11 protein-coding genes and 1 pseudogene are annotated in these 14,093 nt (G+C 54.8%); 4 read left to right on the forward strand and 8 right to left on the reverse strand.

The window, feature by feature from the left end:
- Positions 1-103: 103 nt before the first annotated feature.
- From OGX67_RS23420 to OGX67_RS23430, 3 genes are read right to left on the reverse strand one after another with little or no spacing between them, the layout of a single operon-like run.
- Positions 104-1,066 (reverse strand): lysylphosphatidylglycerol synthase domain-containing protein, encoded by a 963-nt coding sequence (locus tag OGX67_RS23420; RefSeq protein WP_086503859.1) that lies wholly within the window; start codon positions 1,064-1,066, stop codon positions 104-106.
- Positions 1,066-2,307, reverse strand: a complete 1,242-nt coding sequence (gene clsB, locus OGX67_RS23425; protein ID WP_003837040.1) for a cardiolipin synthase ClsB — start codon at positions 2,305-2,307, stop codon at positions 1,066-1,068. The genes OGX67_RS23420 and clsB overlap by 1 nt, the downstream gene beginning before the upstream one ends.
- Positions 2,304-3,065: an endonuclease/exonuclease/phosphatase family protein gene (locus tag OGX67_RS23430; RefSeq protein WP_003035201.1), complete on the reverse strand. Its 762-nt coding sequence runs from the start codon at positions 3,063-3,065 to the stop codon at positions 2,304-2,306. Before OGX67_RS23430 ends, clsB begins: the two co-directional genes overlap by 4 nt.
- Before the next feature lie 131 nt (positions 3,066-3,196).
- On the opposite strand from OGX67_RS23430, the gene OGX67_RS23435 reads away from it, so the two are divergent.
- Entirely contained in the window at positions 3,197-3,607 is a 411-nt protein-coding gene (locus tag OGX67_RS23435; RefSeq protein ID WP_003035203.1) for a YbhQ family protein, read from the forward strand.
- On the opposite strand, the gene OGX67_RS23440 is transcribed toward OGX67_RS23435, so the two are convergent.
- From OGX67_RS23440 to cecR, 5 genes and pseudogenes are all read right to left on the reverse strand, one after another.
- Positions 3,569-4,675 carry an ABC transporter permease gene (locus tag OGX67_RS23440; protein ID WP_003837035.1) on the reverse strand — a complete coding sequence of 369 codons (1,107 nt, stop codon included), beginning with the start codon at positions 4,673-4,675 and terminating at the stop codon, positions 3,569-3,571. The two genes, OGX67_RS23435 and OGX67_RS23440, sit on opposite strands and share 39 nt — an antisense overlap.
- 10 nt (positions 4,676-4,685) lie before the next feature.
- On the reverse strand, positions 4,686-5,819 hold the full coding sequence (locus OGX67_RS23445; RefSeq protein WP_003035208.1) for an ABC transporter permease: 1,134 nt from the start codon (positions 5,817-5,819) through the stop codon (positions 4,686-4,688).
- Complete coding sequence (locus OGX67_RS23450; protein ID WP_149911561.1) at positions 5,812-7,548, reverse strand: ATP-binding cassette domain-containing protein; 1,737 nt, start codon at positions 7,546-7,548, stop codon at positions 5,812-5,814. Before OGX67_RS23450 ends, OGX67_RS23445 begins: the two co-directional genes overlap by 8 nt.
- Positions 7,541-8,536, reverse strand: coding sequence for a secretion protein HlyD (gene hlyD, locus OGX67_RS23455; RefSeq protein WP_257651717.1), 996 nt, complete (start codon positions 8,534-8,536; stop codon positions 7,541-7,543). The genes OGX67_RS23450 and hlyD overlap by 8 nt, the downstream gene beginning before the upstream one ends.
- Positions 8,533-9,200, reverse strand: a pseudogene (gene cecR / locus OGX67_RS23460) (transcriptional regulator CecR). Before cecR ends, hlyD begins: the two are co-directional and overlap by 4 nt.
- 221 nt (positions 9,201-9,421) lie before the next feature.
- Here cecR and rhlE point away from each other — a divergent pair.
- From rhlE to ybiB, 3 genes are all read left to right on the forward strand, one after another.
- Positions 9,422-10,768 (forward strand): ATP-dependent RNA helicase RhlE, encoded by a 1,347-nt coding sequence (gene rhlE, locus OGX67_RS23465; protein ID WP_003845409.1) that lies wholly within the window; start codon positions 9,422-9,424, stop codon positions 10,766-10,768.
- A 96-nt stretch (positions 10,769-10,864) separates the two neighbouring features.
- On the forward strand, positions 10,865-13,015 hold the full coding sequence (gene dinG / locus OGX67_RS23470) for an ATP-dependent DNA helicase DinG (protein WP_286527549.1): 2,151 nt from the start codon (positions 10,865-10,867) through the stop codon (positions 13,013-13,015).
- Between the two features lie 29 nt (positions 13,016-13,044).
- The gene (ybiB, locus tag OGX67_RS23475; protein ID WP_003035227.1) at positions 13,045-14,013 is read left to right on the forward strand and encodes a DNA-binding protein YbiB; all 969 of its coding nucleotides are present in this window, start codon (positions 13,045-13,047) and stop codon (positions 14,011-14,013) included.
- Positions 14,014-14,093: the final 80 nt, after the last annotated feature.

Here is a 14,093-nt window from a genome sequence, read left to right on the forward strand (position 1 = left end):
TAATTCTCTGTTGCCGGATGGCGCTGCGCTTATCCGGCCTACCGCTTGGTATCAAAAGTAGGCCGGATAAGGCGTTACGCCGCATCCGGCACTATATACACCATCATTTCGCCATCGCCTTCTCGTTTTTTACCCGCAACTTTTTTGCCCGACTCTCCAGCAGCAAATAACACACCAGTGCCAGAAGCAGCGGAATAAAATAGTACAACACGCGATACGCGAGCAGGGCAGCAATGATCGTTCCCTGAGACGTGTCCTCTCCTGCCAGCAGCGCCATAAACACCGCTTCCAGCACGCCGATCCCCGCTGGAATATGCACGATTACGCCGGCAATACTGCTCACCAGCAGCACGCCCAGCACGAAGAAATAATCGATATTCTGGCCGAGCAACAACCAGATAATCGCCCCCATTACCATCCAGTTCGCACTGGATATCGTCATTTGCGCGAGGGCAAATTTCCAGGAGGGCAGCACCAGTTTTTGGCCCTTGATGGTGATGTGACGATGTTTAGAGAAGGCGCAAAACCACAGATAAACAACAATAATCAGCAGCAGCGAAATGCCTAAGATGCGCAATGTGCCTTCATCGATATACCAGTGTGCGGGCAGTTCGACGACGCCGAAGGTAAATATAAAACCGCCCAGCAGAATATAGCCCAGCCAGTTAGTGGTAATACTCAGCGAAAAAATCCGCGTTATTGTGCCCCCCGGCAATCCGAGGCGCGAGTAAAGGCGATAACGCATCCCTATACCACCCACCCAGGTGCTCAACGTCAGGTTGAAGGCGTAACAGATAAACGACACCAGCATGACCTGGCGTTTTGCCAGTTTGTGGCCGCAGTAGTAGCGCCCGAGCAGATCATAACAGCCGTAAAGTAAATAACTGACGATCACCAACCCCACGGCGCTGAGCAGGGCGATCCGATTGTAATCGCGGATGACCGTCCACACCTCCTGCCAGTTGACCTTGCTGGCATAAACAACCAGCAGCACGATCACCGCAATAAAAAACAGCCATGTGAGGATCTTTTTCGCTAACCGCCAGCGTCGGTGGCTTTTTGCCATCAGGTTTTCCCTCCTGCATCCTCAGTTTGTATACGGTCCTGAGTTTCCAGAGCGGGCTGCGCGGGCGGCTCTACCTCGGCCAGATGCGGGGTATGCGCCGGCAGCCAGCCAACCAGTGCCGGGAAGTGGCGTAAAAAGTGGAAGGCCAGTACGCTCTTGGTCAGGTTCCACCAGGTGCGTTTTGGCAACATGGATTCATCAACCCGCTTGCAGTCCTGCGCAATAATAGGGTTCAGGTTGTCACGCAGGGTCTGATTAAACGTACGGTCATGAATAATCAGATTTGCCTCCAGATTCAGTGACAGGCTCAGTGGATCAAGATTGCTGGAGCCCACCGTCGCCCAGTGATCGTCCATCAGCGCCACTTTGCCATGCAGAGGTTTACGGCGGTATTCATAGACATGGACGCCGCCTTTTACCAGATAGTTGTACAGCAGGCGGGCGCCCACTTTCACAATCGGCATATCCGGTTCACCCTGCACGATGAGTTTTACCCGAACGCCCCGTCGGGCCGCTTTACGCAGGGCATGCAGAAAGCGATAGCCGGGAAAGAAGTAGGCATTGGCGATGATCACTTCCCGCCGTGCCTGGGTCAGCATTTTCAGATAGTGGCGTTCAATATCATCACGATGTTCTTCGTTATCGCGCCAGACGAACAGCGCCTGCGCTTCGCCGGGGCGATGATTGTCGATTGCCCGGTGATGACGTCGCCACCAGCGTCGTACCGCACTCTGTCCGGGCAAGTTTTCCAGCACGAATTTCAGAATGTCAGCAACGACTGGACCTTCAACGCGCACGGCGTAATCCTGCTTAGCCTCCGGACCGTAATCAGACATGTGTTCAGCGGAGTAATTGATGCCGCCAACAAAGGCAACACGATCATCAATGACCACAATTTTGCGATGCATACGACGAAAGAGATTAGTGCGCATCCCGAACAGACGCGGACGCGGATCGTAGTAGCGGAAAACAACGCCGGCTACGGTGAGCTCTTCGACAAAACTGTCGCTAAGATCAGGCGAGCCGTAGCCATCCAGTAACACCTCTGCTTTGATTCCTCGCCGGGCGGCTTCAAGCAACGCGGCATGCAGCTGTTTTCCTACCGCATCTTCAAACCAGATAAAGGTCTCGAGGATTATTTTTTGCTGCGCCTGTTCAATGGCGTCAAAGACGGCGGGGTAGAATTGATCGCCGTTTTCCAGTAGTTGAATTTGATTGCCTTCACGCCAGCCATATTTCATAAATGAATCTCCGCACTCAGAGGGGCATGATCGGACAAATGTCGCCAGTGACGCAGCGCCAGCGTCGTTGGGGTACTGGCATTCGCGTTTTTCACATAGATCCTGTCCAGACGCAGCAGGGGAAACTGCACCGGAAATGTTCGCGCCGGGCGGCCGTGGGCGCGGGTAAAAATCTCGTCAAGGCCAGCTTTGGCTTTCAACGGGCGATTGGCCGTTTGCCGCCAGTCGTTAAAATCCCCGGCAATCACCACCGGCTCCGCGTCGGGCAGGGCGTTAACCCAGTCTGCCAGCATCGCGAGCTGGGCCTGGCGGTGAGCTTCACGCAGGCCGAGGTGCACACACATCACATGGATGGGGTGGGAGAGCATTGGCGGTACGATTCGGCAGTAAAGGACTCCGCGCTTTTCACTCGCGCCGACCGACACATCACGATTTTCATAATGCTCAATGGGATACCGCGACAGCACAGCATTACCGTGATGTCCCTGCGGGTACACGGCGTTACGCCCGTAGGCGAAGTCGCTCCACATCGTGTCCGCCAGAAATTCGTAGTGGCTGGTATCCGGCCAGTTCTCAATGTGCAGCGAATGAGCTTCGTGCGCACCCATCACTTCCTGCAGGCATACAATGTCTGCACCGACCGTTCTGACGGCCTCCCTTAGCTCAGGTAAAATAAAACGCCGGTTGAAGGCGGTGAACCCTTTGTGAGTATTAATGGTGAGCACATTGAATGAAAATTGAACTCCCGATCCGCTCATGAGCCTCCCGTTGGCGTCACTTCCTAAATAAAATAGTGTAGTCATCGTCACAAAAAGATGCAGTGTTGCGGAATTTTCCGTAAAGTCCGGTACTCTGAACAATTAGTTGAAAATCCTTCAGGAGAAAAGCCATGAGGTGGCAACAACGTGTTCGTGTCGCAACGGGTCTAAGTTGCTGGCAGATTGTGTTGCATTTACTGGTAGTGGCGTTGCTGGTAATGGGCTGGATGAGCGGCACGCTGGTGCGCGTCGGCCTGGGATTATGCGTCGTTTACGGCGTAACGGTTTTATTAATGCTGGCCTTGCAACGTCACCATGAACAACGCTGGCGTGACGTCGCTGATGTGCTGGAAGAGCTGACTACCACGTGGTATTTCGGTGCCGCAATGATCGTGCTGTGGTTACTGTCGCGCGTGCTGCAAAACAACGTCTTGCTGGCACTGGCGGGTCTGGTGATCCTGGCCGGACCCGCCGTGGTCTCGCTGCTGGCGAAAGACAAAAAGCTACATCACCTTACGTCGAAACATCGCATACGCCGCTGAGCCGGTTGTGGCCGCTATCACCAACAACGGCCACAAACTTCCCCAGACAATCTGCAGACTCGCATCCTTCAGGTAAATCTGTTTCGTGATGTCCGTAAAATGGCGGATCGGGTTTATCCACGTCAGATTCTGCAACCAGACCGGCATGTTTTCGACCGGTGAGACGTAGCCCGAGAGTAAAATCGCCGGCATCATAAACACAAACACGCCGATAAACGCTTGCTGCTGGGTGGCGCACAGCGATGAAATCAGCAGACCAAAGCCGACCAGCGACAGCCCGTAAATTACCATTGTGAAATAGAACAACCCCAGTGAACCGGCAAATGGAATGTCATAAGCCCAGATACCAATTGCCAGCACAATGGTGGCCTGAAAGGTGGCCACAATCAGCGCGGGAACTGCTTTGCCGATGAAAATCTGCCAGGTGGTAAGCGGGGAGACCAGCAGCTGATCCAGCGTGCCTTGTTCGCGCTCACGGGCAACCGACAGCGAGGTGACGATCATTACGCCGATAGTGGTGATCATGGCGATCAGCGACGGTACTACGAACCATTTGTAATCCAGATTCGGGTTATACCAGTTACGCACGACCAGCTCGCTATTGTTTGGTTTCGGCTTGCCGTCCATCAGCTCCTGCTGATACGTCTTAACGATCTGCTGCAGGTAGTTGGCGGCAATTTGCGCGCTGTTGGAGTTACGCCCATCGAGGATAATTTGCATGGGTGCCTGCTGGAAGGTGTCCAGATTGCGCGAAAAGTTGGCCGGGAAGCGCACCAGCAGCAGGGCTTTTTGCGTGTCGATAGTCGGCTTAATTTCCTGCGGGCTTTTCAGCAGCAGAACATGGGTAAAGGCGCTGGCGCGGGCGAAGCGTTGGGTTAACTCCACCGAATGTTTACCGTTGTCTTCGTTATAGATAGCGATCGTGGCGTTGGTCACTTCCAGCGTCGCCGCAAACGGGAACAGGATCACCTGAATCAGTACCGGTAAAATCAGAATGGCTCGCGTCTGCGGTTCGCGTAACAGCGATTGCAGCTCTTTGCGAATTAACGTCCATAAGCGATGAAACATGCCCGTCCCCTTAATCCAGCCGACGTTTGGTTTTAAGCCACGTCAGGCCAATAAACATTACCGCCGAAGCGATTAAAAACAGCACGTTGATAATTAGCACCACAGGAATATTTCCCGCCAGAAACAGGCTTTGCAGGGTGCTGACGAAATAACGCGCCGGAATAATGTAGGTTACCGCCCGGATAATCGCAGGCATGCTGTCTATCTGGAAGATAAAACCTGACAGCATAATCGAGGGCAGGAAAGCGGCGTTCAGCGCCACCTGAGCGGCGTTAAACTGGTTGCGGGTGATGGTGGAAATAAGCAACCCCATGCCAAGCGTACTGAGCAGAAACAGGCTGGTAATGAAAAACAGGATCAGCAACGAGCCGCGATAGGGCACGCCAAGAATAAATACCGACACCAGCATACACAGCAGCATCGCCAGCATGCCGAGGAAATAATAGGGGATCAGTTTGCACAGCAGCAGCTCGACGCGGGTGACTTCGGTAGAAAGCAGTGCCTCCATGGTTCCGCGTTCCCATTCGCGCGCCACCACTAATGAGGTGAGGATCGCGCCAATCACCGTCATGATGATGGTTACCGCCCCGGGAATAATAAAGTGCTGGCTGATGGCCGCCGGGTTAAACCAGTAGCGTGTTTGCACGTCGATCAAAGGCTCGAACGATTCCCCACGATCTTCCGCCCGCTGTTGCTGCCAAATCTGCCAGATGCCTTCGACATAACCCTGCACAAAGTTGGCGGTATTGGGTTCGCTGCCATCGGTGATCACCTGGATCGGTGCCACGTCATTAGGTCGCGCCATCTGCTGGGCAAAATCCACAGGGATCACCACCAGCCCGCGAATGCGCCCGGCCTGCATTTTCTCAATCAATTCCTGCCGGTTATCGCTGATGGTGGCGTCAATATACGGCGAACCGGTCATAGTATGGGTAAAATCCAGCGCCTCTTCGCTTTGCTGTTCGAGCAAAATCCCGACCCGCAGTTTGCTGGAGTCGAGGTTTATCCCGTAGCCGAAGATAAACAGCAGCAGCAGCGGGATCACCACCGCAATCAGCCAACTGCTGGGATCGCGAACGATCTGGCGCGTCTCTTTCACGCACAGCGCACGTACGCGACGCCAGGAGAGAGCGGAGTTACTCATGCGTATGCTCCTTATCCCAGTCATTGATTAGCGTAATGAACGCCTGCTCCATGGTCGGGTCCGGAGTGTCGTTGTCGGCAGCCTGAGCTTTCAGGTCGTCCGGTGTTCCGCTGGCAATCAGTTTGCCGCGATACACCAACCCGATGCGATCGCAGTATTCCGCCTCGTCCATAAAGTGGGTGGTCACCATCACCGTGACACCTTTTTCCACCATGCTGTTGATATGCAACCAGAACTCACGACGGGTGAGGGGATCGACCCCGGAAGTGGGTTCATCAAGGAACAGAATGTCGGGTTCATGCATCAGCGAGCAGGCCAGCGCCAGACGCTGCTTAAACCCTAGCGGCAGTTCGTCGGTGGCGTGGGAAGCGATACTCTTCAGGCCAAATGCCTCGCTCATTCGATCGATTTTCTCCTTCTGCGCCCGACCACGCAGGCCGTAGACGCCGGAGAAAAAACGCAGATTTTGTTCAACCGTCAGGTTACCGTACAGGGAGAATTTCTGCGCCATATAGCCCAGATGCTGACGCGCTTTGCCGGAGCTGACTTTCAGGTCCATATCCAGCACCAGCGCTTTACCGGAGGTGGGGACCAGCAGGCCGCACATCATTTTAAAGGTGGTGGATTTGCCGGCACCGTTGGGTCCTAACAGACCAAAAATCTCGCCGCGCTGTACGGAAAAGTCTACGTGGTCGGTCGCGGCAAAATCGCCAAACTTCTTGGTCAGCGCTTTGGCTTCGATCACCGTTTCGCCAGGCGTACCTTCTACGGTATGCAGGATAGCGCCCAGCGGGGATTCCGATGTTCCGGCTCCGCCGAGTAAATCGATAAAGGCATCTTCGAAGCGGGGTGCAGTTTCATTGATGGTTATCTGCGGCATGCCGTCAGCGTTTTGGATCTGCTGAGCTGTCGCCTCTTTTTTCAGGATTAAACGGACGGATTTCCCCTGAATCATTCCGTCGCTGACCAGCGGTAGTTTTAACGCGCGTTGCAGCAGTCGGCGGTTATTTTCCTGCGGACTGCTCATCAGGAAGCTGCGACCAGCCATGGTTTGCGTAAGCTGAGTAGGATCGCCCTGGTATAACAATTCGCCTTCGTTCATCAGCAGCACATCACGGCATTGCTCTGCTTCATCCAGATACGACGTACTCCAGAGGATCAGCATGCCGTCTCCGGCCAGTTCGTGGACCATTTGCCACAGTTCGCGACGGGAAATTGGGTCGACACCCACACCTGGCTCATCCAGCAGCAACACTTTGGGTTCGCCGACCAGCGTACAGGCTAGCCCGAGCTTCTGCTTCATGCCGCCGGAAAGTTTGCCGGCCAGTCGTCCGGTAAATGGCCCCAGCGAGGTAAACTCCAGTAGTCGGGCAAAGGTTTTTTCTCGCGCCTCACCGGTGACGCTACGCAAATCAGCATAGAGATTGAGGTTCTCCATGACGGTTAAATCTTCATACAGGCCAAATTTCTGCGGCATATAACCCAGTACCGCATGCAGCGCGCTGTCGTCCTTGATAGGGTCAAAGCCAATCACCGCAGCACTTCCGGCATCGGGTTTTAACAATCCCGCCAGCATGCGCATCAACGTGGTTTTCCCCGCGCCGTCCGGCCCGACAAGCCCGGTCACGTAGCCCGCATGCACGATACAGTCGAGCGGGGCGACGGCCGGTTTTTCCATTCCAGCAAAGTTTTTCGTCAGCCCTTTAAGCGTAATGACGGCGTCATTCATGCCGTGCCTCATCGCCAAATTTTATCGTTACCGGCATTCCCTGACGTAGCGCATCGTCCGCGTCGGTTACGACAATTCGCAGGCGATACACCAGATCGGTGCGCAGATCAGGAGTCTCGACCGTTTTCGGCGTAAATTCGGCGGTTGGTGACACAAAGCCGATTTTGCCGTGATACGGTTTGTCCGGGCGACCGTCGGTATAGAGCAGGATCTCACGTCCTGGCTGCGCCTGGCTCAGATTGCGTTCGTCAACGTAGGCGCGGACCCATACCGGACGCGTGAGCGACAGCGTCAGTACCGTGCTCCCTTCGTTCAGCATGCTGCCGGGTTCAACCGCGCGGGTGAGAAGCGTGCCGTCAGATGGCGAGGTCAGCGTGGTATCATGCAAATTAAGCTCTGCCTGTGCCAGTTCGGCCTGAGCCTGTTCGAGCGTGGCTTTCGCCTGTTCGATGTCCTGCACACGATTACCGCTGCGATATTGGCTGAGTTTGTCCTGTGCGGATTTTAACGAGGCTTGCGCCTGGTCACGTGATGAACGCGCGTTTTCCAGGTCGTTAGCGGAGATAGTACGGCTTTTCCACAATCCGACCTGTCGATTATAAAAATTCTGCGCGTAATCATAGGCGGCCTGCGCCTGTTTGACTGCCGCCGCGGTTTGCGCGATCTCTTCTTCGCGATACCCTGCCAGCATCAGATCGTATTGCGCTTTCGCGGCGGCAACGTTGGCTTTTGCCTGCATCAATGCGTTTTCATACGGTGCGCGGTCCAGTTCGCCCAGCACCTGACCGGCGGTAATCGCATCGCCTTCATCAACCGCCAGCGAGGCCAGTCTGCCGCCGACGCGAAAACTCAGGTTGACGCTACGGATATCGACATTGCCGTATAGCGTCAGGCTGTTATCTTGCCGACTCTGATACCACCACGTTCCACCGGCAATCACGGCAACGAGGGCCGCGATAACCAGCCCGAGAACGACAGGTTTTTTCATGACTCCAGACTCCTTTGCGTTAAACCTTGCAGAATAAGATCGATGTGACAGGTGATCGTTTGGTCAATCAGCGCGGTTTTATCCTCATCAAATTGTGACCAGCCCGTACGCAACAGAATGGTTTCTTTCCCCAGACGAAAAGCCAGCACCTCGCCGAGTATGGCGTGGGTATGCAGAATCATTTGGGTATCGTTGGCATCGCCGCCGGTATAGGCGGCAATCAGGCGCGTCAGGTGTGTATGCAGCGGATTGATAACCTGGTCGTGCACCAGTTGATAAGCCGCAGTGGGGGAAAGCTGTTCACGCGAGATAAATTTGCTCAGGTTAACGGTGTCGTCCTGGGTTAACAGCATGATCATATTTTTGCAGGCGCGCAGGATCAGTTCACGCATCGCGCCACGATCCGGTTCTGGCTGAGCGAATAAACGCTCGGCCTCTTCAGCGTGCGGACGAAACTGTGAGCCGATAAAATCTGCAATCCACTGGGCGCAGGCGAGATATAAATCCTCTTTTGAGCCGTGATAGCCGCAATGTTTTGCCCGGCCTGTGCAGCGATATCGCGCGTCGTGGCGTGCAGACCATACTCGCCGAATTGTGCCAATGCGGCGGCAATGAGCTGGTTCTTCGCCTGTTCACCTTTGGTTGTCATGGTGGGTGTATTCATGGCACGACTCTGATCTTAATCAATCGATTGATTAAGATTATGACTGATGTGCAGCCTTGTCCAGTCCGGACGGTTATTTTCCAGTGAAGGGATAATTTATGCGGCACATCACAAAAACTGCTACACTCCGCCCCTTCATGACATTGTGGTTTTTGTCATCTCTATTGTATGTATCTCCCTGAAAACGACACCGGTAACGGTCAGGGCGGTTCGGAGTTGTTATGTCTTTTGATTCCCTTGGTTTAAACCCTGAAATTTTACGTGCCGTTGCCGAGCAGGGTTACCGTGAACCTACCCCTATTCAGCAGCAGGCTATTCCTGCCGTGCTGGAAGGCCGCGATCTGATGGCCAGCGCCCAGACCGGTACGGGGAAAACGGCAGGTTTTACCCTGCCGCTGTTGCAGCACCTGATTACCAATCAGCCGCATGGTAAAAGCCGTCGTCCGGTTCGTGCGCTGATCCTCACGCCAACCCGTGAACTGGCGGCCCAGATTGGCGAAAACGTCCGTGATTACAGTAAGTATCTGAATATTCGCTCGCTGGTGGTCTTCGGCGGCGTCAGCATTAACCCGCAGATGATGAAACTGCGTGGCGGTGTGGATGTACTGATTGCCACCCCGGGTCGTTTGCTCGATCTGGAGCATCAGAATGCGGTAAAACTGGATCAGGTGGAGATCCTGGTACTGGATGAAGCTGACCGCATGCTGGATATGGGCTTTATTCACGATATTCGTCGCGTTCTGGCAAAACTGCCGGCAAAACGTCAGAACCTGCTGTTCTCGGCAACGTTCTCTGATGACATTAAGTCGCTGGCCGAAAAACTGCTGCATAACCCGCTGGAAATCGAAGTGGCGCGTCGTAATACCGCGTCCGAGCAGGTAACTCAGCACGTTCATTTCGTCGATAAAAAACGTAAACGCGAACTGTTGTCACAGATGATTGGTCAGGGCAACTGGCAGCAGGTGCTGGTGTTTACCCGTACCAAACATGGCGCGAACCATCTGGCAGAACAGCTGAATAAAGACGGCATCCGCAGTGCGGCAATCCACGGTAATAAATCTCAGGGGGCGCGTACACGTGCGCTGGCTGATTTTAAATCCGGTGATATTCGCGTGCTGGTAGCGACCGATATTGCTGCGCGTGGTCTGGACATTGAAGAGTTACCGCACGTGGTGAACTACGAGCTGCCAAACGTCCCAGAAGATTATGTGCACCGTATTGGTCGTACCGGGCGTGCCGCCGCTACTGGCGAAGCGTTGTCTCTGGTGTGCGTCGATGAACACAAGCTGCTGCGTGACATCGAGAAGCTGCTGAAAAAAGAGATCCCGCGTATAGCGACGCCAGGCTACGAGCCAGATCCGTCCATTAAAGCTGAGCCGATCCAGAACGGTCGTCAGCAGCGTGGCGGCGGCGGTGGTCGCGGGCAGGGCGGAGCAGGGCGTGGCCAGCAGCCGCGTCGTCAGGATGGCGGTGCGCCAAAAGCGAAGCCGCGTAATGGCGAAGGCAAACCGGCAGGTGATAAACCTCGTCCACCGCGCCGTCCGCGCAAACCGTCCACAGCGCAGTAATTGCGAGCCCGGCCGAAAGGTCGGGCTTTTCTTTTTGCGACACGGGATAGAAAGTGCCACAATAGTGGCTGTTTATACAGTATTTCAGGTTTTCTCATGGCACTTACGGCTGCGTTAAAAGCGCAAATCGCCGCCTGGTATAAGGCGCTTCAGGAACAGATCCCCGACTTTATCCCTCGTGCACCGCAGCGGCAAATGATTGCTGACGTCGCGAAAACGCTTTCCGGGGAAGATGGGCGGCATCTGGCGATTGAAGCGCCGACCGGGGTGGGGAAAACTCTGTCGTATCTGATTCCCGGTATTGCCATTGCGCGTGAAGAGCAAAAAACGCTGGTGGTCAGCACCGCCAACGTCGCTTTGCAGGATCAGATCTACAGCAAAGATTTACCGCTGCTGCGCAAAATTATCCCCGACCTGCGTTTTACCGCCGCGTTTGGTCGCGGACGCTATGTCTGCCCGCGTAACTTAGCGGCGCTGGCCAGTACTGAACCCAATCAGCAGGATCTGCTGGCTTTTCTCGACGATGACCTGACGCCCAACAACCAGGAAGAACAAAAGCGCTGCGCCAGGTTAAAAGGCGATCTCGACAGCTACAAGTGGGACGGGCTGCGCGATCACACCGATATCGCCATTGACGACGGACTCTGGCAGCGTCTGAGCACCGATAAAGCTAGCTGTCTGAATCGCAACTGTCACTATTATCGTGAATGCCCTTTTTTTGTCGCCCGCCGGGAGATTCAGGAAGCTGAAGTGGTGGTGGCTAATCATGCGCTGGTGATGGCGGCGATGGAAAGCGAAGCCGTTTTGCCGGAGCCGAAAAACCTGTTGCTGGTACTTGATGAAGGCCACCATTTGCCGGATGTCGCGCGCGATGCGCTGGAGATGAGCGCGGAAATCAGCGCCCCCTGGTATCGGCTCCAGTTGGATCTGTTTTGCAAATTAGTGGCGACCTGTCTTGAACAGTTTCGCCCGAAAACCACGCCGCCGCTGGCGAATGCCGAGCGTCTGAACGGTCACTGTGAAGAGCTGTATGAACTGATTTCATCGCTCAATAACATTCTTAATCTGTATATGCCTGCTACTCAGGAGGCGGAACACCGCTTTGCGATGGGCGAACTGCCTGCAGAAGTGATGGAGATTTGTCAGCGTCTGGCAAAGCTTACGGAAATGCTACGCGGGCTGGCGGAACTGTTCTTCAACGATCTCAGCGAAAAAACCGGCACTCACGATATTGTGCGTCTGCATCGGGTTATTTTGCAGATGAACCGGGCGCTGGGCATGTTTGAGGCGCAAAGCAAACTGTGGCGGCTGGCATCGCTCGCGCAGTCGTCAGGCGCGCCGGTGAGTAAATGGGCGACGCGCGAGGTGCGTGACGGGCAGATCCACGTCTGGTTCCACTGCGTGGGGATCCGTGTGAGCGATCAGCTCGAACGACTGCTGTGGCGTAGCGTCCCGCATATTATTGTCACTTCCGCAACGCTGCGCTCGCTCAACAGCTTCTCGCGTTTGCAGGAGATGAGTGGTCTGAAGGAAAAAGCAGGGGATCGGTTTGTTGCGCTGGATTCACCGTTTAATCACGTTGAACAGGGCAAAATCGTCATTCCGCAGATGCGCTACGAACCGTTAATTGATAACGAAGAGCAGCATATCGCGGAAATGGCCGCCTATTTTCGCGAACAGCTGGAAAGTAAAAAGCATCAAGGGATGCTGGTACTCTTTGCCAGCGGTCGGGCGATGCAGCGTTTTCTTGAGCATGTTACCGATCTGCGCCTGCTGTTGTTGGTGCAGGGCGATCAGCCGCGCTATCGTCTGGTAGAGTTGCACCGCAAACGGGTGACCAACGGCGAGCGCAGCGTGCTGGTTGGGCTGCAATCTTTCGCTGAAGGTCTGGACTTGAAAGGCGACCTGCTGACCCAGGTGCATATTCACAAAATTGCTTTTCCACCGATCGACAGCCCGGTGGTGATCACCGAGGGCGAGTGGTTGAAAAGCCTGAACCGCTACCCCTTCGAGGTGCAGAGCCTGCCCGCGGCGTCGTTCAATTTGATCCAGCAGGTTGGGCGACTCATCCGTAGCCATGGCTGCTGGGGAGAAGTGGTTATTTATGACAAACGTTTATTGACCAAAAACTATGGCAAGCGTTTACTGAACGCGTTACCCATATTTCCGATAGAGCAACCTGCTGTGCCAGACGTTATAGTAAAACCAAAAGAAAAAGCGAAACCCACGCGCCGCCGTCGGCGTTAACGATGCGAGCAACAGGCAAGGAGTTATCGATGGATTACCGCAAAATCATTAAAGAGATTGGGCGAGGAAAAAATCACGCGCGTGACCTGGACAAGGATACTGCTCGCGGACTGTATACCCATATGATGAACGGCGACGTACCTGACCTTGAGATGGGCGGGGTGCTGATTGCGCTACGTATTAAAGGCGAAGGCGAAGCGGAGATGCTGGGCTTTTACGAAGCGATGCAAAACCACACCATTCGCCTGACTCCGCCGGTTGCCAAACCCATGCCGATTGTCATTCCCAGCTACAATGGTGCACGCAAGCAGGCGAATTTGACGCCGCTGCTGGCGATTTTACTGCATAAGCTCGGTTTCCCGGTAGTCGTGCACGGTGTCAGTGAGGATCCAACCCGCGTGCTGACAGAAACCATTTTTGAACTGATGGGGATTACGCCAACGCTGCATGCTGGGCAGGCGCAGGCAAAGCTGGATGGTCATCAGCCGGTGTTTATTCCGGTGAGCGCGTTGTGCCCTCCGCTGGAGAAACAGCTGGCGATGCGCTGGCGCATGGGCGTGCGTAACAGTGCGCACACACTGGCTAAATTAGCCACGCCGTTTGCTGAAGATGCGGCGCTGCGTCTTTCCAGCGTGTCCCACCCGGAATACGTCTCGCGTGTGGCGAAGTTCTTCGGCGATATCGGTGGGCGCGGCCTGTTGATGCATGGTACCGAGGGCGAAGTGTATGCCAACCCGCAGCGCTGCCCGCAGATAAGCCTGATAGATTCATCCGGCGTGCGAGTGTTACAGGACCGACAGAGCGAGATGCCTGACGAGCCAGTACCGCTGCCGGTGGCAAAAGATCCGGAAACCACCGCGCGCTGGATTGAGCGTTGTCTGGCTGGCAGTGAGCCGGTCCCGGCATCGTTGAAAATTCAGATGGCCTGCTGCCTGGTGGCAACCGGTGAATCCGCCTCGCTTGCCGAAGGACTTGCTCGCGTCGAGCAAAGCTTCTGATTCATTTGTTATCCCGACGGGCCTTTTACCAGGTCTGTCGGTTTTCTCTTTTCGGCAACGTGAAATTTCTGCACGTTTAT

Origin of the sequence: Citrobacter sp. Cf118, from assembly GCF_030334095.1 — a bacterium.
In the GTDB taxonomy this organism is placed as follows: domain Bacteria; phylum Pseudomonadota; class Gammaproteobacteria; order Enterobacterales; family Enterobacteriaceae; genus Citrobacter; species Citrobacter freundii.